General features: G+C 70.8%; 20 protein-coding genes. 10 read left to right on the top strand and 10 right to left on the bottom strand.

The genetic code is table 11. The features are described 5' to 3' along the window. Nucleotides 1–4: 4 nt before the first annotated feature. Nucleotides 5–406: a GNAT family N-acetyltransferase gene (locus tag T398_RS16910; protein ID WP_496448090.1), complete on the bottom strand. Its 402-nt coding sequence runs from the start codon at nucleotides 404–406 to the stop codon at nucleotides 5–7. Beyond that, nucleotides 390–1,676, bottom strand: coding sequence for an adenylosuccinate lyase (gene purB, locus T398_RS16905; protein WP_496448088.1), 1,287 nt, complete (start codon nucleotides 1,674–1,676; stop codon nucleotides 390–392). The genes T398_RS16910 and purB overlap by 17 nt, the downstream gene beginning before the upstream one ends. A gap of 307 nt (nucleotides 1,677–1,983) precedes the next feature. Between purB and T398_RS16900 the strand changes: the two genes are divergently transcribed. The 5 genes from T398_RS16900 to T398_RS16880 all read left to right on the top strand — a co-directional run bounded on the left by T398_RS16900 (nucleotide 1,984) and on the right by T398_RS16880 (nucleotide 7,964). Further along, on the top strand, nucleotides 1,984–3,339 hold the full coding sequence (locus tag T398_RS16900) for an amidase (RefSeq protein ID WP_496448197.1): 1,356 nt from the start codon (nucleotides 1,984–1,986) through the stop codon (nucleotides 3,337–3,339). Beyond that, nucleotides 3,336–4,838: a type I glutamate--ammonia ligase gene (locus T398_RS16895; protein WP_496448086.1), complete on the top strand. Its 1,503-nt coding sequence runs from the start codon at nucleotides 3,336–3,338 to the stop codon at nucleotides 4,836–4,838. The genes T398_RS16900 and T398_RS16895 overlap by 4 nt, the downstream gene beginning before the upstream one ends. A 50-nt stretch (nucleotides 4,839–4,888) precedes the next feature. After that, nucleotides 4,889–5,683 (top strand): DUF3050 domain-containing protein, encoded by a 795-nt coding sequence (locus T398_RS16890; RefSeq protein WP_496448084.1) that lies wholly within the window; start codon nucleotides 4,889–4,891, stop codon nucleotides 5,681–5,683. Nucleotides 5,684–5,749: 66 nt separating this feature from the next. Then, nucleotides 5,750–6,106, top strand: a complete 357-nt coding sequence (locus tag T398_RS16885; RefSeq protein WP_496448083.1) for a 4Fe-4S dicluster-binding protein — start codon at nucleotides 5,750–5,752, stop codon at nucleotides 6,104–6,106. Then, nucleotides 6,081–7,964, top strand: coding sequence for a hypothetical protein (locus T398_RS16880; RefSeq protein ID WP_496448081.1), 1,884 nt, complete (start codon nucleotides 6,081–6,083; stop codon nucleotides 7,962–7,964). Before T398_RS16885 ends, T398_RS16880 begins: the two co-directional genes overlap by 26 nt. 67 nt (nucleotides 7,965–8,031) lie before the next feature. Here the strand turns inward: T398_RS16880 and T398_RS16875 are convergent, their stop codons facing one another. From T398_RS16875 to T398_RS16850, 6 genes are all read right to left on the bottom strand, one after another. Continuing rightward, nucleotides 8,032–8,775 (bottom strand): antibiotic biosynthesis monooxygenase family protein, encoded by a 744-nt coding sequence (locus tag T398_RS16875; RefSeq protein ID WP_496448080.1) that lies wholly within the window; start codon nucleotides 8,773–8,775, stop codon nucleotides 8,032–8,034. Between the two features lie 74 nt (nucleotides 8,776–8,849). Continuing rightward, entirely contained in the window at nucleotides 8,850–10,328 is a 1,479-nt protein-coding gene (locus tag T398_RS16870; protein ID WP_496448079.1) for an FAD-dependent monooxygenase, read from the bottom strand. After that, complete coding sequence (locus T398_RS16865) at nucleotides 10,315–11,757, bottom strand: FAD-dependent monooxygenase (protein WP_496448078.1); 1,443 nt, start codon at nucleotides 11,755–11,757, stop codon at nucleotides 10,315–10,317. The genes T398_RS16870 and T398_RS16865 overlap by 14 nt, the downstream gene beginning before the upstream one ends. Next, a complete protein-coding gene (locus tag T398_RS16860) occupies nucleotides 11,754–12,716 on the bottom strand; it encodes an aromatase/cyclase (RefSeq protein WP_496448076.1) in 963 nt (320 codons plus the stop codon). Before T398_RS16860 ends, T398_RS16865 begins: the two co-directional genes overlap by 4 nt. A 21-nt stretch (nucleotides 12,717–12,737) precedes the next feature. After that, nucleotides 12,738–14,249, bottom strand: a complete 1,512-nt coding sequence (locus tag T398_RS16855; RefSeq protein WP_496448075.1) for an FAD-dependent monooxygenase — start codon at nucleotides 14,247–14,249, stop codon at nucleotides 12,738–12,740. Between the two features lie 53 nt (nucleotides 14,250–14,302). Beyond that, nucleotides 14,303–15,316, bottom strand: a complete 1,014-nt coding sequence (locus T398_RS16850; RefSeq protein ID WP_496448195.1) for a methyltransferase — start codon at nucleotides 15,314–15,316, stop codon at nucleotides 14,303–14,305. 213 nt (nucleotides 15,317–15,529) lie between these two features. Between T398_RS16850 and T398_RS16845 the strand changes: the two genes are divergently transcribed. The 3 genes from T398_RS16845 to T398_RS16835 are packed head-to-tail and all read left to right on the top strand — an operon-like array spanning nucleotide 15,530 to nucleotide 17,304. Then, nucleotides 15,530–16,315 (top strand): SDR family NAD(P)-dependent oxidoreductase, encoded by a 786-nt coding sequence (locus T398_RS16845; RefSeq protein ID WP_496448074.1) that lies wholly within the window; start codon nucleotides 15,530–15,532, stop codon nucleotides 16,313–16,315. A 28-nt stretch (nucleotides 16,316–16,343) separates the two neighbouring features. After that, nucleotides 16,344–16,673 carry a TcmI family type II polyketide cyclase gene (locus T398_RS16840; RefSeq protein ID WP_018219858.1) on the top strand — a complete coding sequence of 110 codons (330 nt, stop codon included), beginning with the start codon at nucleotides 16,344–16,346 and terminating at the stop codon, nucleotides 16,671–16,673. A 13-nt stretch (nucleotides 16,674–16,686) separates the two neighbouring features. After that, the gene (locus T398_RS16835) at nucleotides 16,687–17,304 is read left to right on the top strand and encodes a mycothiol-dependent nitroreductase Rv2466c family protein (protein WP_496448072.1); all 618 of its coding nucleotides are present in this window, start codon (nucleotides 16,687–16,689) and stop codon (nucleotides 17,302–17,304) included. A 73-nt stretch (nucleotides 17,305–17,377) separates the two neighbouring features. On the opposite strand, the gene T398_RS16830 is transcribed toward T398_RS16835, so the two are convergent. Together T398_RS16830 and T398_RS16825 are read right to left on the bottom strand one after the other, a co-directional pair. Continuing rightward, on the bottom strand, nucleotides 17,378–18,250 hold the full coding sequence (locus T398_RS16830; RefSeq protein ID WP_496448070.1) for an NmrA/HSCARG family protein: 873 nt from the start codon (nucleotides 18,248–18,250) through the stop codon (nucleotides 17,378–17,380). Nucleotides 18,251–18,334: 84 nt separating this feature from the next. Then, on the bottom strand, nucleotides 18,335–19,063 hold the full coding sequence (locus T398_RS16825; RefSeq protein WP_496448068.1) for an SDR family oxidoreductase: 729 nt from the start codon (nucleotides 19,061–19,063) through the stop codon (nucleotides 18,335–18,337). A 216-nt stretch (nucleotides 19,064–19,279) separates the two neighbouring features. Here T398_RS16825 and T398_RS16820 point away from each other — a divergent pair, with 216 nt between their 5' ends. Next, a complete protein-coding gene (locus T398_RS16820; protein ID WP_496448067.1) occupies nucleotides 19,280–20,755 on the top strand; it encodes an FAD-dependent monooxygenase in 1,476 nt (491 codons plus the stop codon). Continuing rightward, a partial coding sequence (locus tag T398_RS16815) for an FAD-dependent monooxygenase (protein WP_496448065.1) occupies nucleotides 20,752–21,719 on the top strand: 968 nt, incomplete at its 3' end. The genes T398_RS16820 and T398_RS16815, both read left to right, overlap by 4 nt.

Genomic DNA, 21,719 nt, shown 5'->3' with positions numbered 1-21,719 from the left:
CCCGCTACGGGTTCCACACCCAGGCCGAGTGGTGCGGGGTGAACCCGATGTGCGGGTAGTAGTCGGCGGCGGCCGGCGCCGACAGCAACACGATCTTCGCCGGCGGCGCCTCCTGTTGGGTCGCCGCGATGAGGGCCTTGCCGATGCCGGACCGCTGGTAAGCCCGGTCCACGGCGATATCGGAGAGGTACGTCACGTAGGAAAAGTCGGAAATGCTCCGCGCGATTCCCACCAGCTCACCCCCGACCCGACAGGTCAGCACCAGGTTCGCGTTTCGCACCATCGCGGCCAGCCGGCCGGCCTCCGCGATCGGCCGCCGCGCGCCGAGCCCCGACGACCGGTACAGCGCCCGGACCGCAACCAGGTCGAGGTCGACGCCGTTCTCGCGTTCAATGTGCCAGGTCACGGAGATCTTCCAATCGCTTGCGAATGACGGTGTGGTGAACCAGGAAACGCTCCGGGCGCAGCGGCGCGACATCGATGCCCTCGGCTCGCAGCAGGGTAACGAAATCTCCGTCGCCGGCGGCGGCGCCGTTCGCGGCGGCCTGCACCGACCGGTAGGCGCGTTCCCGCTCGGTGCCGCCCGCCAGCAGGTCGGCCAGGACAGCGGAGCTGTAGACCACGCCGCCGTTCCCCTCGACCGTGGCCCGCATTCGATCCGGGAAGACCTCCATCCCCGCCACCAGGTCCGCGGCGCGACTCGCCTGGAAGTGTGCGACGATCATCGCGTCGGGCAGGACCACCCGTTCCACGGCGGAGTGGGACAGATCCCGCTCGTGCCACAGCGCCACGTTCTCCACCGTCGTACCCGCGTACCCGCGGAGCAGCCGGGCCAGCCCCACCAGACGTTCACTGGAAGTCGGATTCCGCTTGTGCGGCATGGCGCTGGAGCCCTGGTAGCCGACCGTACGGCGCTCCTCCACCTCGCGGACCTCGCTGCGCGAGAGCAGCCGGACCTCGGTGGCGACCTGCTCCACGCAGGCGCCGAGCGTGGCGAGGGCGTGCAGCAGCTGCGCGTGTCGATCCCGGGCCACGACCTGGGACGGCGCGGGCTCCACCGCGAGGCCGAGCTCGGCGCAGACGTGCTCCTCGACGAAGGGATCAATGAGCGCATAGGTCCCGACCGATCCGGAGATCGTGCCAACCGCGACCTCGGCACGCGCCGCTCGTAACCGCCGCACGGACCGGTCCAGCGCGAAGGCGAAGCCCGCGAGCTTGTGCCCGAGCGTGGTGGGCTCGGCGTGCATGCCATGGGTACGGCCGATACACACCGTCTCCCAGTGCGCGAGCGCCTGATCCACCAGCACGCCGCGCAGCCGCACCACCGCCGCGAGCAGCACGTCACAGGCGCCGGCGAGGGTGGCCCCCAGCGCGGTGTCCACCAGGTCGTAGCTGGTCATGCCGAGGTGGACCCAACGGGCCGAGTCGGCCGGAATGTTCTCGCAGAAGGCCGCGAGGAAGGCGAGAATCTCGTGGTCCCGCTGGCGCTCGTGCTCGGCCACCCGCGCCACCGACGGCACCCGGGCTTGCTGGATGTCAGCCAGGGCCGGCTCGGGGACCCGGCCCAGCAGCGCCTGCGCCTGGGTCGCGAGGAGCTCCACCCTCGACCAGGTGGCGTAGCGCGCCTCATCCGACCAGAGGTCGGCCATCTCCGGCAGAGAATAACGAGAAATCATGACCATGAACCCCCAACGAGAACCGGACCCACGAGCCGCAGAGTAACGATTCCCCCGGCGCGCAGTACAGCACTGATCCAAAACTTATCCATACTTGCCATCCAGGTTTTCGTAGCTTTTCGTCAGTTGAACGAGCCGGATCGGAGGAGCACCGGAGGTCTTTTCTTCGGAGTTGCCATCCGGACCACCGCACCCCTCCCAAAAACTTGCCCAACGAGCGACTACGGCCTTTATTGGGGTGGTGCCCGCATTAACGCTTCCCGCCATTCGAACGCCGGTTTGCCGGTCTGTCCGGGAGACGAGACAACTGTTCCTCACTGGCGGTTCGACAGTTGCCGAGCATCTGGAGGACGTACTCGCGGCGATCCGGGAGACCGACCCGACGATCGGGGCGTTCGTCGCGGTCGCCGACGACCGCGCCCGGGACGAGGCGGACGCGGCCGACCAGTTCCTCTCCGCTTTCGGTACGGCCGCCTTCCGAGACCGGCCGCTACTCGGAGTCCCGATCGCGATCAAGGACCTCATCCAGACCCGGGACCTGCCCACCCGGCGCGGGTCGCTGGTGCCCAACCGCCGCCCGGCGGTGGACGCACCGGCGGTGGCCCGCCTACGGGCGGCGGGCGCCATCCTGGTGGGCAAGACCGCGACCTCGGAACACGGATGGAGCGCCAGCACGGTAAGCCGGGTCGCCGGCCCGACCCGCAACCCGTGGGCACCGGAGCGGACCGCCGGCGGGTCGAGCGGCGGCTCGGCCGCTGCGGTGGCAGCCGGGCTGAGCACCGCGGCGATCGGGACCGACGGGGCTGGATCGATCCGCATCCCCGCAGCGTTCTGCGGCGTGGTCGGGTTCAAGCCCTCCTTCGGCCGGGTCCCCTACGTGCCACCCGGCGCCGAACGCCTATCCCACCTGGGGCCGCTGGCAACCGAGGTCGCCGACATCACCACCCTGATGGCGGTGCTGGTCGGTCCGGACCACCAGGACCCGGACTCGGTGGCGGGAGCGATCGCGCCACCGGCCGCTCCGGCCGCGCTACGGATCGGCTGGCTCGACTTCCCTGGGACAACCGAGGCGGTCCGTGCGGTCACGGACCTGGTGGAACCGGCACTGGCCCGACTGGGACACCGGGTCGAGCGCATCGCGGTGCCGTTCACCGATCCCTACGGCGCGCTCGTGGACCTCCTCGCCGCCGCTGAGGCCGCTGCAGCGACTCCGGCGGCGGAGGAGCGGCTCTGCGATCCGGGCCGGCTCGCGCTCATCCGGTACGGGCGCACGCTCACCGGCGCCGCCGTCCTCCGCGCCGAAGAGACCCGGATGGCCCTGCGGGCCCGGCTGCACCACGTGATGCAGCGCTACGACCTGCTGGCGATGGCGACCGTCCCGATCACACCCTTCGCCGCTGACGCCGTCGCCCCGCCCGCCGCCGCCGATCCGGACGGTCTGCGGTGGCTGGCGTGGTCACCCGCCACCTATCCGTTCAACCTCACCGGCCAGCCGGCCCTCTCCCTGCCCGCCGGGGTGACGCCCCACGGGCTCCCGGTGGGGGTTCAGCTCGTGGGTCGGGTCGGCGACGACGACCTGGTGCTCCGGGCAGCCACCCGGCTGGAAGCGGAGCTGGCCCGCCCGACGTCCCGGCCGGGCAGCGACTTCCAAGGAGAGCGATGACGATGTCCAGGACCTGGTCTGTGCCCGACCACAACAGCGGCGTCGGGCGGCCCTCGTTCGTGGCCGAGTTCGGCCACTGGAACGACGAACAGATCGCCGCCGCCGAGAAGGTCGAGGCGTCACTCGACGAGGTCGACCTGGTCCGGGTCGTCTTCAGCGACCCGCACGGGTTGGCCCGCTCCAAAACCGTTCCGGCGCACGTCTTCCGTACCGTGCTGCGCAACGGTCTGGACTTCAGCCCCGGTCCGTTCCTCTTCGACACCGGGCACGCCGTCGCCGTGGACTTCCGCACCGACCCGGGCGTCGGGGTGGCGGAACTGCTCGGCGCTGGCGACTTCGTCCTGGTCCCGGACCCACGCACGTTCCAGGTGCTGCCCCGCGGGGACCGGCGGACCGCGTGGGTGGTCGGCGACGAGTACCTCCGGGACGGCTCGCCACACCCGCTGGCGACCCGTCACCTCCTGCGCCGGGTCTGTGCCCGCTACGCCGAACGCGACCTGGCACCCGTGATTGGACTTGAGGTCGAGTGGTACCTGACTCGCCTGGTCGCCGGGCCGGTGGGGAACGCGGGCAACGGGTTCGGCCGGCAGGGGGCCGCCCCGGCGGTGGCGGCGATGAACGCCGGATACCAGTTCAACCTGGACAGCTACTACGACGCCGTGGCCGACCTCGCCGACCCCCTGGCGGCCATGCTCATGGCACTCGGCCTGCCGTTGCGCACCATCGAACACGAATCCGGGCCGGGGCAGTTGGAGACAACCTTCGACCCGATGCTGGCGCTGGCGGCGGCGGACGCCATGTTGCTGTTCCGGACCCAGGTCAAGCAGGAGTGCCGGCGCCGCGGCTACCACGCGTCGTTCATGACCCTCCCCGGGCTGGAAGGGTTCGACCCGAGCGGCTGGCACCTGCATCAGTCGGTCGTCGACACGACCACGAACCGCAACCTGTTCGCGCCGGACGACGGCGCTGCAGGCCCGCTCTCCGCCGCCGGTGCGGCCTACGTGCGGGGGCTGCTGGCCCACGCCAGCGAGTTCTGCCTGCTGTCCGTCCCGACCGTCAACGGCTACCACCGGCTGTCGCCGCGGTTCCCGCTCTCCCCCACCTCCGTCGACTGGCGCGAGGAGGACCGCGGCGCCATGGTCCGGGTGTTCAACGCCGGCAGCGCAACCCACGTCGAGAACCGGATCGGGGAGCCGTGCGCAAACCCGTACCTGGTGATCGCCGCGCAGTTGCACGCGGGCCTGGCCGGGCTGGACTCGACGGACGCCGACCCGGCTGGTGCGCCGGCCCCGACGCTGCCGGCTTCCTTTGCCGCGGCACTGGCCGCGTTCGGCGAGAGCACCCGGGCGGAGGAGCTGCTCGGCGCGCCACTGAAGAACTGCCTGCGCAAGCTCAAGGAGAGCGAGGCGTCCCGGTTCCGCGCCTGGTGCGCAACGGAGCACCCGGCGACCGACTCCGTCACCGAGTGGGAGCACCGCGAGTACTTCGGGGTCTTCTGACCACCCGGCCCGGTGGGCCGGACCGTTAAGGCGAGACGAGAGGAAAGGCGATGTCACGGTACGACTGGGGCGAATCGACTCCGGCCATCGACATGCTCAAGGACACCATCGAGCCGGCCCGGCAGAAGGTGCTTGGCCACCCGGTGTACGGGCAACTGGACAGTGTCGACGCGGTGGTCACCTTCATGGAACACCACGTATACGCGGTCTGGGACTTCATGTCCCTACTCAAGTCGCTGCAGCGGCAGCTCACCTGCGTCGAGGTGCCCTGGGTGCCGTCCGGGCAGCGCAGCAGCAGCCGGCTGATCAACGACATCACCCTGGTCGAGGAGAGCGACGAGCTGGGCGACGGCTTCATCAGCCACTTCGAGCTGTACGTGGACGGCATGCGCCAGGCCGGCGCCGACACCCGCGGGATCGACTCCTTCATCGGCCTGCTGCGCGCCGGTGTGCCGGTCCCCGCGGCGATCACCAAGGCCGGCGTCCCCGGCCCAGCGGCCGAATTCATCGGCACCACCTGGCGGTTCATCGAGCACGCCCCGGTGCACTGCCAGGCCGCGGCGTTCGCGTTCGGCCGGGAGGACCTGATCCCGGCGATGTTCGACCAGGTCGCCGCGCTCAACACCGGGGTCGGCGGGCTCTCCACCTTCGTCGACTACCTCCGGCGGCACATTCAGGTGGACAGCGAGGAGCACACGCCGATGGCGATGCAGATGCTCGCCGACCTGTGCGGAGACGACAAAGACCGGTGGGAGCAGTGCAAGGACACCGTCAACACCGCTATGGCCGCGCGGACCCAGCTGTGGGACGGCATCTCCGCGCAGCTGAGGCGGTCCGCCCATTGACCGAGGGGAGCTCCGCTCCGGGCCGCCGCTGGTCGGCCCGGAGCGCCCCGGCAGGAGGTGAGCAGGATGCCGTGGACACGAGAGGCCGCTGCCCAGGCAGGCGCCGCGCGGGACGCGCGGATCACGCAGCGCACCCGCAACGAGGCGTGGAGGAAGCCACCACGCCGGATCGAGAAATCCGAGTGCATCACGTGCGACACCTGCCTGCGCAACTGCCCGCCCGAGTTCGGGGCGATCTTCGATCGGGGACTCGACGTCGTAATCATCCCCGAGCTGTGCTCCGGCTGCCCGGTGTGCGTACTGGTCTGCCCGGTCGACTGCATCTACCCGGATCCGCAGTGGACACCAACCGAAGGCCAGCTCTGGGATCACATCGGCCTGACCACGGAGGATGGGCATGACACTGCCAGTAGAGCCGGATAGCGGGCTGTCCCGCCGAGCTGCCCTGGCGAAGGCGCGGCAGAGCCGACGGCCGAGCCGACTCGGCCACAAGGCCGGCGCCACCGCCACACCCGACTACCCGGTCGGCAACGATGCCGGCTTCCCCGGCCTGCTGGGCCGGGTCTGGCAGCAGGCGACAGCCGCGCCGGACCCGGCGATGGCGGTGGAGACGCTGCTGACCCTCGGCGGGCACGTGCCGGCCGAGATCCAACTACGGGCGCTGCCCACCGCGGCGGAGTGCGCGGTCCGGGTGCTCTTCGGACGATCATGGCGCGGGGACGATCCCCCGGCCCGACCGGCAGACCCCGCCGGTACGGCCTTCCTCGGCGAGGTGGGGCTGACCAGGAGCGGCCGGATCGCCGTACGGGTTCCGTCCCAGGGGCCGCTGACCAGTACGGACGACCTGGTCGGCGGGGTACTGCGGGTGCCGTGGTCGACCCGGGATCTGGCCGCCTACCAGGCCGAGCTCACCGCCGCCACCACCCGGCTACACGACTCGGCCGCCGACGGTCGCCGCTGGCTCGCCGAGGCCGGGTCGGACGGTCGGGCGAAGCTACTCGCGGAGCTGACCGAGGCGGTTCGCCGCACCGCTCCGGTGGTGTTCTACTGCGGTGACCGGCAGTACACCAACTTCCGCGACCGCAACACCCTGACCGGCAAGACGCTGTGGCCGGGACATCCGGACTGCGCACTGAGCGCGCTGGTCAGCGTCCCACTCGACCTGTGGGCCGACGACGACGTGCTGCTGGTGGTGTCGCTCACGCTGCTGGTCCGCTCGGCGGGGTACGCCCGGATCGAGGAGGCGAACGGTACCCAGCTGACCCTCGACCACGTGGCCCACCTCCTGGAACGGACCCGGGTGGCGTACAACGAGATCCCCGGTGGTGATCCGGTGCCGGCAGCCGGCTCGGCCACGGTGACGGTACTCGATGCGCTGGCGGTGGCGATAGCTCGCCGCCGTCGGGAGATCAGTACCCGGGTGCAGCTCTACCGGGACATCCACGGGCCCCTGATGCACAAGATCGAGCGGGTCGCCGGGCCCGACCCGGGGCGGGCCCGGCGCGCGGAGGCAATGCTCAGCGCCCACCTGCGCGACCGGCTCCCCATCGCTGGCGAGACCCTGCGCGAGCTGGGTGCTGCGGTGGCGGCGTCGCCGGGCTGGCTGGCCGAACCGCGGGGCGACTTCGGGACCGGGTTGGAGTCCCTGGTGTACGAAACTGTCGCCGCGGCGACCGCGGTCTTCGACGCCGACTTCGCGATGAGCCGGGGGATGCGGTCGTTGACCAGGCTGATCGCGGCGCTGCGGGACGAGCGGTGGGCCACGATCGTCTCCTGGGACATCCCGCATTTCTTCTGCTGCGTGGTGCCGGCGCCAGCGGCCCGGCGGCACTTCGGGAACTCCGTCGCGCACCTGGCCGACGCCGCCTGGTCGATGGCCGCGCGCATGCAGTACAACTCGTGGCACTTCCTCGCCGGCAACCTGCCGCCCGTACCGGAGGTGGTGGATCGCGACTATTTCGCCCCGCCCACCATCCCGGATCTCGCGTACCACTCCGACCAACACCACCACGGTCACGTCGCCACCCGGGTGCGGTTCAGCATCCGCAGCCCGCAGCCGGTGGTGGTGCTGGGCCGCGCCTTCACCGGCTTCGTCGACCTGCGACTGCTGCGCTGCGCGGGGCGGCCCTTCGACGAGCAGGACCTGCTCGCCGCGCATCGGGCCTCGGACTTCATCGCCACCGCCACGACCCAGGCGGCCATGCTGGTCGCCGCCGGCACCGCCCTCGAGGTGGCCGCCTTCGACAGCCCGTGGCACTGGGCGAGTATCACCGGCCAGTAGCGCGGTGCGGCATCCGGTCGCGGCCCGTGCCCCCGCCACGGGCCGCGACCAAATACCAGGTGGAAGGTCAGGCCGACGCAGGTTGGGCGCTGGACCGGGTGTGGACGACCCGATAGGTGTTCCAGCTGGTGGTGGTCGTGAGGGAGTTCCGCTTCTCCAGCGACCTGCGGCGGGCCGCGGGCTGGTCGCCGGCGGGTCGGGTGCGAAACGCCTCGAATGCCTTTAGGCCATCCCACTGGGAGTAGACCACCACGAAGTCCCGCTCCTCGCCGACGGCGGCCAGACCACTGCCACCGCCCTGGACGCCCCGGGCCCGAATGCCGCGGAGCAGGCTCTGCGAGCGATAGCCCGGTACGTCCACCAGCCACTGATGGGCCGCGCCCAGGGTGCCGATCAGCTCGTCCTGATCAGCGGGGGCCACGCCGAGGATCTCAATCACCGTGTAGTCGTCGCGGTCCGGTGAGATCTCCGTGACCGCACCGAGCGTGGGGTGGCGCTGGCTCACCTCCACCTCGGTCTGCAGCAACCGGATGAAGGTGGCGATCTCGTGGAACACCGGAACCGTACGATGCTTGAACTCGTCGCCGGCGTACCGCGACTCCAGATCCTGTTTGCCACGCCACTGGATGAAGTTGGCGGTCCCCGGCTCGGTCCGGCCCCGGTGCACGGTACTGGAGATCCAACCGGGGTAGTTCGCGGTGTCGACGATCGCCTTCATCTCGCCGACGAGTCGATCCACTCGCTCGGGGGTGTCGGTCTTGAACAGGTTGATGACGGTCAGGTAGCCGTTCTCGGGGTCGATGAAGGGCATGCGTCGTCTCCTCGCTCCGCTGGGACACGCGGCGGGCCGGCGCCGCGCGAGAACTTCCGGGCTGGGTGGGCCGGTCAGGGCCGGCCACACCACCGGATGAGGGCCTCCGACAGGCCGCTGCTGTCCGCAGCTTTCGCGCCGAGCCAGGCGACGTAGCCGTCCGGCCGCACCAGCGCGGCGTTGACCTCCGCCAACACACCGGCGGGCCGCGCGGTCACGGTGACCACGTCCACCCGGTCCTTCCACGGCGCCGCTACCGCGCGCAGCTCGGCGTCGCCGGCCAGGTCGAGGAGGACGCTTCGGCCGCTGTGCAGGAAGCTGAAGGCCCGGGCCGTGCCGGCCGGCCCGAAATCACCGGTGAGCTCGGTGTCGGGCAGCCGCCGGCCGAGTAGCGTTTGGCCGCCCACCCCGACGTCGTAGCGGATGTCCAGCCCGGTGACCATGCCGACCAGCAGCTGCTGGGCCTCCTCGTAAGCGAGCAGCTCGGTCATCACCGCCCGCATCGGATCCAGTTCGTCGCCGCCCAGATACAGCATGCGCTGCGCGAGGGTGTTGGTCAGGATCCGGGCGGCGACCGGGTGCCGCTCGGTGTGGTAGGTGTCCAGTAGACCGTCCGGAACATGACCATTGATCGCCGCGCCGAGCTTCCAGCCGAGGTTGACGGCGTCGCCGATGCCCGCGCTCATCCCCTGCGCGCCGACCGGCAGGTGGATGTGCGCCGCGTCGCCGAGCAGGAACACCCGGCCACGCCGGTACTCCGCGGCCTGCCGGCTGGCGTCGGTGGTCCAACTGGTCCACAGCGGCTTCCCACCGCTGATGTCCTCACCGGTCAACCGATTCCAGGCGGCGGCGATCATCTCGAAGCTCGGCGCCCCCTCACCGCGCCGGGTCATGCCGCGTTCGTAGACCACCACCCGGTTGACCTCCGGGCCCAACGGAAGCACCATGACCATCCCGCCGGGTACCCGCTCCCCGGAAAATCGGGGCCGCAGCGCACAGCCGGCCACATCGGCGAACCACATTTCGATGGTGGCGTCGGTGCCGGGGAAGTCCACTGCGACCAACTTCCGTACGGTGCTGCGGCCACCGTCGCAGCCGGCCACGTACCGGGCCCGCAGACGCGTAGAGCCCGTCGGGGTGTCGACGTCCAGCTCGACGCCTCCGTCGATCTCCCGCAGCCCGGTCACCTCGTGACCCCGGCGGAGTTCAGCGCCCTGTTCGGTGGCCCAGCCGGTCAGGATCCCCTCGGTGAGCGACTGCGGCTTGCCCCGGGCCCCGTACGAGCCGCCGGGCACCACCTGAAAGTTCAGCGGCAGCCCACCGAAGTGGCCGAAGGGGATGGTCTGTAGCTCGCCGAAGCGGGGCAGGAGCCCGCGCTGGTCGAACTCCTCGATCGTCCGGGCCGAGAAGCCGAGCGCGCGAGACTGCTTCGTCGGCTCGGTGAGCCGGTCCAGGACGAGCGCCTCGACTCCGGCGAGGCGCAGTTCGCCGGCGAGCATGAGCCCGGTGGGACCGGCCCCCACAATGATGACATCTGCGTCAAAGTCTGACATTTTCCTTCCTACCTTCCACCCACAGCAGCTTCTCGATTGCCTGTTCCAGGCCCTCCTCCTCGTCGTCGCCGGCCCAGGCGATGTAGCCGTCTGGGCGCAGGAGGAGGGCGGTGGCGTCCAGGGGAGGACCACCGTCACAACGGGCACGCACCGTCCGCACCGTGCTGCGGTGCGGACCGTCCGCGCCGGATCTGAGCCGGACAATGACGGGCTCGGTGTCAGCCAACGGAAGCGGCCCCGAGTCGGTTCGCAACCGCAGCGTCGTAGCCCGCCGCCCGATCGGCGACGGGCCAGATGGACCCGACCGGCCCCCCAGGTTGGCGGCGGTCTCGGCCAAGTGATCACGGACCGGCCGCAGGCCGACGAGCTCCGCCAGGATCGCCCGCAGCGGCTCGACCTCCGCTCCGCCCAGCAGCAGCGTCTCCTGCGCGGAGACGTGATCCAGCACCCGCGCCGCGACCGGGTGCCGCTCGTCGTGGTAGCTGTCCAGGAGCCCGGGCGCGGCCCAGCCGTGCACCGTCGCCGCCAGCTTCCAGCCCAGGTTCACCGCGTCCTGGAGTCCTACGTTGAGCGCCTGGCCACCGATCGGAAGGTGCCAGTGGGCGGCGTCCCCGGCCAGCAACACCCGCCCCCGTCGATACGCACCGACCTGCCCCCGGGAATTGTCGAAGGCATCCAGCCAGACCGGAGTCCCACCGGAGAGGTCCTCGCCGGTCACCGCCGCCCAGGCCCGGACGACCGCGCCGAACTCCGGCCGCCCCACCCGGGCGGGCACCAGCTGGCCGGCCACATGCACCATCACCCGGGTGACACCGGCTCGGGTCGCCGCCACTGCAAGCCCGCCGGGCCACCGCTCGAACCTACGGTCGCGGATCCGAAGCCCGGTCACGTCCGCCCGCAACAGCTCCCTCGTCGCCGCCGCCGCCGACACCGGGAAGTCCCACAGCCGGCGCACGGCGCTGTCCGACCCGTCACAGCCGACCACGAAACCCGCATCGAGGCGCTGCCGACCCGCGGGCCCCCGGAGCTGGCAGACCACGTGGCCCGACCCGGCGGTGAGCCCGGTCAATTCGTGCCCCCGCAGCACCGTCGCGCCCCAACGCCGGGCGTACCCCGCGAGCACCGCCTCGGTCCGGTACTGGGGCACCTTCCAGTTGCCCGGGTACGCACTGTCCAGTCCGGACAACTCGAATCCCAGGCCGGCGAAGTGGGCCCGCGACTCGTGCCCGGCCTCGGCGAGCAGTGCATCGAGGCCCCGCTCGTGCAGCAGCTCGGCGGTGAGCGTGGAGAGCTGACTCGCCCGTGACTCGGTCATCGCCTCGGCCAGCCGCTCCACGACGACGACCGGCACCCCGGCCCGCCCCAGCTCGCCGGCGAGCAGGAGCCCGACCGGGCCGGCGCCGACGATGACGACCGGGGTGACCGTCACGGCACTACCCGTCCCCCGTCAGCGCCCTCGGCATACGCCTTCGCGGCCCGCAGGGTCGTAAGACTGTTGGCACTGAGGGCGTTTCGGACGAACTCCCGCGCGGCCGGCAGGTCGGCCTCCGGCCCGAGGACCTCGGCGATCCGCACGGTATTGATCCGCACGGTGTGCCGGGAGGTGACCAGCACCCGCCCCGGGCCCTGCTCCTCGATCAACCAGCGACCGAGATGCAGCGTCAGCAGGGCGGGCGGGACGATCTGCTTGTAGACGATGCCGCGGTGCGGCTCGCAGACCCGGACCGAGCGCGTCGTGTGCACCGGCCCGTCCTTGGTTCGGGTATCCATCTCCAGCACCTGAAGCCCCGGTGTCTCCTCCCCCAGCACCACCCGGGCGACGTGCGGGAGCCGCAGGGGCCAGCGCCGGGCGTCGTTGAGAAAGTCGTAGACCGCCGCGGCACTACCGGCGACCGGCACGGTGTCGTCGAAGGAGAAGCGCTGGCCGGCGACGAGTTCGGCAGCCGTCTTGAGCGCCGCCAGCTCCGACGTGCTGTTGCGGTCCACCGCTCGCCGGATCCAGGCCAGATCGGCGGGGTCCTCGCTGGCCGCGAAGAAGTCGTGCAGCAGCCGCACCCGGCAGGCGCCGGCGGAGACCGGCTCGATCACCCACGCCCCGCCCATGCCGCCGACCGGATGCTGCGAGCGCTCCTGCCGGAAGGAGACAGTCCACCGCTCCCGGTCGTGCCGCCGCCGCGAGGTCCACGTCTTGGCGGCGCCGTTGGCGGTCGCCCAGATCCGGATCAGCTCGGCCTCGCCGTCACGTTCGAGACACTCGGCGTGGACCGTCGGTGGGAACACCTCCGGCCACCGGCCGACCTCCTCGATCAACGCGTACACCCGCTCGGCGGGCGCGTCGACGACGACCTGATGCTCCGTCTCGTGCACCGTATCGGTGGTCACGTTCACCCCTTCCCTGGGTACGGCTGTCTAGTGGGCGCGCGCGAGACGGTCCGGTTCCGTGGGCTCACCGGTGGATCGGGCCGCACCGAACCAACGCCGCAGGGCGTCAACCAGCTCGCCCCCGCCCGGCGCGACCCAGGCGAGATAGCCGTCCGGGCGGACCAGCACCGATTCCGGGGGCGGGCCGTCCACGCCCAGGTTGGCGGGCATCCTTCGCACCCGTACCAGGTCGACCCGATCGGACCAGGCAGCGGCTGACCGCTCCGTCGACGCGGAGTCCGCAGTGGTGATCAGGACACCCCGCGCCGACTGCAGCAGCCGGGCGATCCGGTCCCGGCCGCCCCCGACCAGCTCCAGTTCGCGGTCCGGAATCCGCGCGCCGACCAGCGGTGCGGCCTCCGGGTCCGGGTCGTGTCGAATATCGAGTCCGCTCACCATGCCGGAGAGGTGCCGCGCCACCACCGGTAGCGCGATGAGCTCGGCCACCACGGCGCGCAGCGGTTCGACCGAGCTCCCGCTGAGGTTGAGAATGCCCTGGGCACGGGTGTTGCGCAGGACCCGAGCCCCCACTGGATGGCACTCGCGGTGATAGGTGTCGAGCAGCCCGGCGGCCGCGGTGCCCCGGACCGTGGCCGCCAGCTTCCAACCGAGGTTGACCGCGTCCTGCACGCCAATGCTCATTCCCTGCCCACCGGCGGGCAGGTGAATGTGGGCGGCGTCCCCGGCCAGCAGCACCCGCCCCCGCCGGTACTCGGTAACCTGGCGGGTGGCGTCGGTGAACCGGCTCACCCAGCGCGCCGTACCGTGCTGGATGGACTCGCCGGTGAGCCGCTGCCAGGCGTCCGCCACGTCGGCGAAGGTGACCTGCCGGTCCCGATCTGGTGGGGTACCGGTCTCGCAGACGATGATGCGGGAGTAGCCCTCGCCGAGCGCCCCCGCCATGACCATGCCGTTCGGCAGCAGCTCGCCGATCATCCGCGGCCGGATGTCACAGCCGGTCACATCCGCCAGGTACATCTCGCAGGTCGCGTCCCGGCCGGGAAAGTCAAAACCGGAGATCTTGCGGACGGTGCTCCGGCCGCCGTCGCAACCCACCAGGTAGGGGGCCGAGTACTCAATCCGGCCGTCCGGTCCCTGCACGGTCGCCGTGACGTGGTCGCCGGTATCGCTCAGCTCGATCAGCTCCTGCCCCCGGCACAGGGTCGCCCCGAGCTCCAACGCTCGGTTCTCCAGCATCTCCTCGACGGTGAACTGCGGCGCGCCGCGGACTCCGAAGTGCGAGTCCTCCAGCACCCCGAAGTCGAGCGGAATGCCACCGAAGTGCCCCTGCCGGGTGATCTCGGCGTTCTCCAGCCGCTCCAGCAGACCTCGCTGCGCGAAGACCTCCGCCGCGCGCGCCGTGAACCCGATGCCGCGGGACTCCCAGCTCCGCTCGCCACGCCGTTCGACAACGGTGACACTCGCGCCGCCGAGCCGGAGCTCGGCCGCGAGCATCAGTCCGGTGGGTCCGGCGCCGATGACGATTACGTCCGTATCCATCTGCTGACCTCAGCTCCTCAGTGGCGGCGGTGGGAGCGGCGGTACGGCGAGTCTCATACCGGAACCGCCTCAATGATCGAGACCGGCGAGGCGGTCGGGATGACCCGGGTAACCTTCAGGCCGGCCTCGGCGAACAGCTCGGTGTACTGCGGCCGGGTGCGCTCCTTGGCGCCGAGCAGCAGCAGGAGCCACAGATCAATGATCTTGCCAATGTGGGGCTCGTTCTGCTCCTCGAGCACATACTCGATCACGAGCATGGTCCCGTCCGGGGCAATCGCCTCCCGCACGTTGTGCAGTAGCTGCCGGCAGGCGGGCTCCGGGAAGTCGTGCAGGACGTGCTTGAGCACGTAGGCGTCGGCACCGGCCGGCAGCGGGTCGAACTGGCCGCCGTGCTCGATCTTCACCCGGTCACCGACCCCGGCCGAGGCGAAGACCGCCGACGCGTCCGCGGTGGCTACCTCGTTGTCGAACAGGACGCCGTTGGCGCCCCCGGTCTGGGCGAGGATGCCGGCCAGCAGCGTGCCGCGCCCACCGACGACATCCACCACGGTGCGGAACCGCGAGAAGTCGTACGCGGCGAGCACCGGGGCGGTCTCCGCGCCGGAGAGGCTCCCCATTCCCTGGAAGAACTCGGCCGCGTACGCCGGGTTCGCCATCAGGAATTCAAAGGCGCCCATGCCCCGCAGTTTCGGTAGGTTGGCCGCACCGGTACGCACCGACTCGATCAGGTGTCCCCACTCCTCCCAGAGCAGCGGATGCCCCATGAGCATCGCTATGCCGCGCATGGAATCCGGCGCGTCATCGCGCAGCGCCTCGCCCATCGGGGTGAGCGCGAAGCAGCCATCCGGTCGCAACGTGAACACCGAGCAGCCGGAGAGCGTACGCAGCAACCGATAGGTCGCCTCCGGATCGGAGCCCACGCGTTTGGCGATCTCCGCCGCCGGCAACGGGCCGGCGGCGAGAACGTCGGCGACGCCAAGCGTGGCCGCGGCCGAGATCGCCTGCGTGATCACCGAGCCCTGAATCAGGTCAAGTAACTGGTAGGCAGCGGAATTGTCCCGCACCACGGGAGCGGCAGGAAATGCGGACATAACCCTTTTCCTCCGAGGCAATAGTGAGATGCCAGACGATAGGCCGGGCCGTTTTCCGGTGGCAAGCCCGACCAGGTCGTTCAACTGACGAGTCGACGCGGTTGGAACAGCATTTCCACCGAGACTCGAGCGATATTTCGCAACTCGTTGACACACTGCCGCGACACCGTATTCGGGAAAGGCGGCCCCATGGCAGAGCACGAACAGCGAGTAGCACTGATCACCGGTGCAACCAGTGGAATCGGCTTGGCGGTCGCCGAGACCCTCGCCCGCCGCGGCCTCAAGGTCTTCCTCTGTGCGCGAACTCCGGCGGCTGTCGAGGAGACCGTCGGCAAGCTGCGGGCCGACGGTCACCAGGCCGCCGGCGTCGGCGCGGATGTCCGGCGCCAGGCCGACGTCGCGCGCCTCGTGGGCGCTGCCGTCGCGCAGTACGGACACGTTGATGTCCTGGTGAACAACGCCGGGCGCAGTGGCGGCGGGGTGACCGCCACCATCGAGGACGAGCTCTGGACCGACGTCATCGAGACCAACCTGAACAGCGTCTTCCGGGTCACCCGCGAGGTACTCCGGTCGGGACAGCTGCTGGAGCGCGGCTGGGGCCGGATCATCAGCATCGCGTCCACCGGGGGTAAGCAGGGGGTGGTGCTCGGTGCGCCCTACGCCGCGTCCAAGCACGGGGTGATCGGCTTCACCAAGGCGCTGGGGCTGGAACTCGCCAAGACCGGGGTCACGGTCAACGCCGTCTGCCCCGGCTACGTCGAGACGCCGATGGCGCAGCGGGTCCGGCAGGGGTACGCCGCGCACTTCGCGACGACCGAGGCGGAGATCCTGGAGCGATTCCAGGCGAAGATCCCGTTGGGCCGCTACTCCACCCCCGAGGAGGTCGCCGGCCTCGTCGGTTACCTGGTCAGCGATGCGGCCGCTCCGGTCACCGCGCAGGCGATCAACGTCTGTGGTGGCCTCGGAAACTACTGATCTCGCAGCTGAGGGCGGTGACGCGACAATGTACAGCACTCTGATCGTTGGTCGGATGCGTCCGCAGTGGTCGGCGGAGGTCGCCGAGCTCTTCGGCGTCTTCGACGGAACCGAGATGCCGCACCGTATGGGCACCCGACGCCGCGAGCTGTTCCACTACCGAGGGCTCTACTTTCACCTGCAGGATTTCGACGGCGAGGACGGCGGCGAGCGGATCGCCCAGGCCCGCACCGACCCCCGTTTTCTGCAGATCAGCGACGACCTGAAGCCCCTCATCCAGCCCTACGACCCCGCTACCTGGCGTTCCCCCACGGACGCCCTGGCCACCCGGTTCTATCACTGGGCCGCCAACGGCTGAAAGGAGGCCGGCGATGCCGGACGAGGTCCGCACCCCCGTGGATTTCTGGTTCGACCCGACCTGTCCCTGGGCCTGGATCACCTCCCGGTGGCTGCTCGAGGTCGCCCAGCAGCGGCCGATCACGCCATGCTGGCATGTCATGAGCCTGACGCTGCTCAACGAAGGACGCGACGACCTGCCAGCGCGCTACCGGAGCGGGATGCCGGGCGCGTTGGAGGCGGTACGGGTCTGCGTCGCCGCCGAGCAGAAGTACGGTGCCCCTGCCTTGGGTCGGCTGTACACCGAGCTGGGCACTCGGTTCCACCTCGAGAACGCCCCCCGGCAGCGCTCCACCTACGCGGCGGCGCTGGTCGCCGCGAACCTGGATCCCGGGCTGGCTGCAGCAGCGAATTCCACTGAGCACGACGGCGCGCTCCGCGCCGCCCACGACGACGGTGTCGGCCGCGTCGGCACCGATGTCGGCACGCCGGTGATCGCGGTGCGGGACGCGGCGTTCTTCGGTCCGGTGGTGTCGCCGGCACCACGGGGCGCCGCCGCACTCCGGCTCTGGGACGGCCTGCTGGCGCTGGCCACGACCGAGGGGTTCTTCGAGCTCAAGCGCAGTCGTACCCAGGGGCCGGTCGTCGGTTGACCGCGACCACGGCGGGCGCCGGCACCGGGACGAGTGCCGGCGCCCGCCGGAGCGCCGGCGGCCCGGCCGTCGGTCACCGGCCCAGCGGCGGCGCCGTCCAGGTGGACCGGAGGAACGCCTCCAAGCTGACCAGATCCGGCCGAGTCCGGCGCAACGCCGGCAGGTCAGCGCGGTATCCCCCGTCGTTGAAGAAGTCGAACATGGCCGCCAGATCCGGACGGGCGGCGCGGAGCTGACCGATCGGCAGCTGCTCGTAGCGCGCCGGTAGGCCAGCAACCCGCCCAAACGCCGCCGCCATCTCGGGTCCGGTGAGTTCGTCCCCGGCGAGCTCCACCTGCCGCCCCAGCCAGCTGTCCGGGTCGTCGAAGGCGTCCGCCGCGAAGGCGCCGATGTCGCTGGTCGCGATCAGCTGTAACGGCACCTCGGGGTGCAGCCACAGACCGAGGACCAGCCCGCCATCGGCCAGTCTCGGACCGGTGTCGTGAAAGACCTCGTGAAACATGGTGGGCCGCAGTACCGTCGCCGGGATGCCCAACTGCTGGATGTGCTGCTCGACCTGCCACTTGCTCGCGAAGTGGTCGACGCCGTTGGCCCGCTCCGCGCCCCCGACGGAGCTGTAGACCAGGTGGTCCACGCCGGCGCGGGCCGCGGCGTCGGCGACCGCCTTACCCTGCCGTTCCTCGGTGACCACACCGCCCGGGGTCCGGAACGTCTGGACGCTGAACACCCCGTGCAGACCGGTCATCGCCGCTGCCAGCGACGCCTCGTCGTCGAGATCTCCGGGCACCAGCACGGCGCCGGCGGCCGCCAGTGCCCGGGCCGCGGGCTTGCCCGGATCGCGGACCAGGACATGCACCGTCCACCCTCGGCGCAGTAGTTCGCGGGCCGTCGCCCCACCCTGTCGGCCGGTACCGCCCAGCACCAGAATCGCCGCATCTGTCGGCACGTTTGCTCCTTCGTGCAGCGCGCACACCCGCGGTGTCCGCGAGGAAGTTCGGTCACCACCCGCGGTGTCCGCGAGGAAGTTCAGTCACCAGGGCACGACGCCGTCCGCGGAGAGGCAGTAGCCGGAGGGTCCCACCTCGTCCAGCAACGCCAGCCGGACCGCGATCGCCGCGCCTTCCGCGGGAGTCCGGTTTCCCCGGTGGCCGTTGAGGTCCGTGGCCACCATTCCGGGGCTCGCCGCGTTCACCTTGATCGGCGTGTCGCGCAGTTCCTTGGCGTACCCGACGGTGATCGCGTTCAGGGCGGTCTTGGAGGACTGGTACGCCAACAGGTTGACCCCGGCCAGCGGCGAGTCCGACTGCGAGTTCAGCGTCAGGGAGCCCAGGTGGCTGGAGACGTTGACCACCCGCCCGGCCACCGCCCGAAGCAGTAGCGGAAGCATGGCGTTGGTCACCGACACCACCCCGAGGACGTTGGTCTCGTATACCTGGCGGAGGTCATCGGCGGGCACCGTGCTGGGCGCACCGGTGGTCGCACCAGCGATGCCGGCGTTGTTGACCAGGATGTCCAGGCGGCCAAAGCGCTGCTCGACCGCCGCTGCAGCTGCCGAGATCGAGGCCGGATCCGTCACGTCCAGGCGCACCGGGACCGCCCTGATGCCCTGGGCCACCAGGGAGTCCACCGCCTGCTTGCCCCGGGTCTCGTCCCGGCACCCGACGAGGACGGTGTGCCCTCGCTCCCCCAACTGGCGCGCGATCTCGTACCCGATTCCCTTGTTCGCGCCCGTGATCAGCGCGATCTTCTCGACCGGCACGTCCGCAATTCCTTTCCGTCGCCCTGTCGCGTCCATGCTGAACGGCCGGCCGGAATCCGGCATCTCTGAAATTGCCATGCAATAAGGCGGGTTCAACCGAGCCGAATTCCGCAGTCGAACAATTACCTCCACGCATCAACCAATATTGAACCGGGGAGCGTCCGCGGATATTTTGGCCTCGCTACTATCCGGCCGCGAGGCGGAAAGGTCCGGGAAATGGAAACCGATGTGATCGTGGTGGGTGCGGGACCGGTCGGCCTGATGCTCGCCGTTGAACTGCACCTCGGCGGCGTGCGGGTACGGGTCTACGACCGCCTCGCCGCAGCCACCGGCGAGTCCCGTGCTCTCGGCTTCAACCGGCGTGCCGCCGAATCGCTGGACCAGCGCGGCCTGCTCGCACGGTTGGCGGGCATCCGCTGGGGCCCGATGGGACACTTCGGCGGCGTACGCATCGACCTCAGCCGGCTCGACGACGACCACAGTGGCGTCCTGGGCCTGCCGCAGGCCCACACCGAGCAGATGCTCACGGACTGGCTGGCCGAACGGGGCGTTCCGGTGATCCGACAGCACGAGCTCACCGGCGTGCGGGAAGCGGGTAACGGCGTCGTCGCCACCTTCGCCGAGCCCGGCGGAGGCACCGAGGTGCGGGCCCAATACCTGGTCGGCTGTGATGGCGCCCGGAGCACCGTCCGGGCGCTGGCCGGGATCAAGGCATCCGGCACCGCAGCCACCCGGGGCATGTACACCGCCGAGGTGACCGGAGTCGAGTTGCGCCCTCGTCCGATCGGCGAACGGCGGCCCGGCGGCAGCATGGTGGTGTGCACACCGGTGGGAGAGGGTCGCTACCGCATCGTGCTCCACGACCGGGGACTACCGCCGAACCCGGATCCGGGCGCATTGACGTTCGCCGAGGTAGCCGACGCGTGGCAGCGCCTCACCGGCGAGTCCCTGCACCAGGGGTCGGCATCGTGGTTGTGGGCCTGCGGCAACGCGGCCGCGGTGGCCGAGGAGTACCGGCGCGGCCGGCTCTTCCTGGCCGGCGACGCCGCACACGAGATGCCGCCGCTGGCGGCATGGGGACTCAGCGCCGGCCTGCAGGATGCGGTGAACCTGGGCTGGAAGCTGGCGGCGGCGGTGCACGGCTGGGCGCCACCCGACCTACTCGACACCTACCACACCGAACGCCACCCCATCGGACGGCAGCTGATCGCCGACGCGCAGGCCGCCTCGTCGCTGTACCTCGGGGACGAGGCGATGGAACCGATCCGCAGCGTGCTGGCGGAGTTGGTCACCTACCCCGACGCGGCCGAGCACCTCGCCGGGCGCGGTAGCGGGCTCGGCATCCGCTACGACCTCGGCCCGGGCGAGCACCCCCTCCTCGGCCGACGCCTGCCCCCACACCACCAACTCACCCTCCCCAACGGCGACACCCCCCGCATCACCGACCTACTCCCCCCCCCCCCCCCCCCCCTCATCACCACCACCACCACCGCACACCCCACCGCCCACGCCTGGACCGACCGCATCGACATCATCACCGGCACCTGGACCCACCAACCCCACCCCACCCTCCACACCGCCCTCATCCGCCCCGACGGCTACCTCGCCTGGACCGCACCCGGCAGCACCAACCACCTCACCCATGCCCTCACCCGCTGGTTCGGCGCCCCCCAGAACGGAACCGCCCGATGACCCGGGACGTGATCGTGGTCGGTGCCGGCCCGGTGGGCCTCATGCTCGCCGGGGAACTGCGGCTCGGCGGCGTCGATGTGGCGATCTACGAACGACTGGCGGCGCGACCGACCGAGTCCCGGGGCGCCAGCTTCACCCGCCGTACCGCGGAGTGCTTCGCGCAACGCGGGCTGCTGGACCGGCTGGGCCCGACCGAGCCCGCGGAGAGTCACTTCGGCGGGGTGCCGATCGACCTTGGCCAACTACCGGAGGACCATGCCGGCGCCCGGGGTATCTCCCAGTACCGGACCGAACGGATGTTGGAAGGCTGGGTGACCGAACTGGGGGTGCCGGTATTCCGCGGCCACGAGGTCACCGGCTTCGAGGAGGGCCCCGACCGCGTCGTCGTCACCGTCGACGGCCCCACCGGCTCCGGCCGGGCGGCCGCCCGGTTCCTGGTCGGCTGTGACGGCGGGCGCAGCACCGTCCGCGCGCTGGCCGGGATCGACTTCACCGGCTCCGAACCCACCCGTGGGTTCTACACCGCCGATGTCACCGGCATCGACACCCGGCGGCGGCGGATCGGCGAGAATCTGCCCGACGGCAGCATGGTCATGGCGATGGACCTGGAGGACGGTGTCACCCGGGTCGTCGTGCACGAGCGTGGCATGCCGCCGAGAGACCGGAGCTCGTTGAGCTATCAGGAGCTGGCCGACTCCTGGCAGCGACTCACCGGTGAGTCCATCCAGCATGGATGCTGCCGCTGGATCAGCTGCTTCACCGACGCCTCCCGGGTCAGCTCCGAGTACCGGCGCGGCCGGGTCTTCCTGGCCGGTGACGCCACCCACGTGCAACCGCCGGCAATGGCACAGGGATTGAGCGTGGGCGTCCAGGATGCGGTGAACCTGGGCTGGAAGCTGGCGGCGGCGGTGCACGGCTGGGCGCCACCCGACCTACTCGACACCTACCACACCGAACGCCACCC

Source organism: Salinispora goodfellowii (assembly GCF_059570675.1).
The sequence above is the reverse complement of the archived record's forward strand: the minus strand, read 5'-3'. Positions and strand labels throughout refer to the sequence as shown.

Bases quoted from the DNA above. Each gene is read 5' to 3' on its own strand.
- purB (WP_496448088.1), bottom strand. From the start codon at position 1,676: ATGATTTCTCGTTATTCTCTGCCGGAGATGGCCGACCTCTGGTCGGAT.
- T398_RS16895 (WP_496448086.1), top strand. From the start codon at position 3,336: ATGACGATGTCCAGGACCTGGTCTGTGCCCGACCACAACAGCGGCGTC.
- T398_RS16890 (WP_496448084.1), top strand. From the start codon at position 4,889: ATGTCACGGTACGACTGGGGCGAATCGACTCCGGCCATCGACATGCTC.
- T398_RS16885 (WP_496448083.1), top strand. From the start codon at position 5,750: ATGCCGTGGACACGAGAGGCCGCTGCCCAGGCAGGCGCCGCGCGGGAC.
- T398_RS16880 (WP_496448081.1), top strand. From the start codon at position 6,081: ATGACACTGCCAGTAGAGCCGGATAGCGGGCTGTCCCGCCGAGCTGCC.
- T398_RS16875 (WP_496448080.1), bottom strand. From the start codon at position 8,775: ATGCCCTTCATCGACCCCGAGAACGGCTACCTGACCGTCATCAACCTG.
- T398_RS16870 (WP_496448079.1), bottom strand. From the start codon at position 10,328: ATGTCAGACTTTGACGCAGATGTCATCATTGTGGGGGCCGGTCCCACC.
- T398_RS16855 (WP_496448075.1), bottom strand. From the start codon at position 14,249: ATGGATACGGACGTAATCGTCATCGGCGCCGGACCCACCGGACTGATG.
- T398_RS16845 (WP_496448074.1), top strand. From the start codon at position 15,530: ATGGCAGAGCACGAACAGCGAGTAGCACTGATCACCGGTGCAACCAGT.
- T398_RS16840 (WP_018219858.1), top strand. From the start codon at position 16,344: ATGTACAGCACTCTGATCGTTGGTCGGATGCGTCCGCAGTGGTCGGCG.
- T398_RS16835 (WP_496448072.1), top strand. From the start codon at position 16,687: ATGCCGGACGAGGTCCGCACCCCCGTGGATTTCTGGTTCGACCCGACC.
- T398_RS16820 (WP_496448067.1), top strand. From the start codon at position 19,280: ATGGAAACCGATGTGATCGTGGTGGGTGCGGGACCGGTCGGCCTGATG.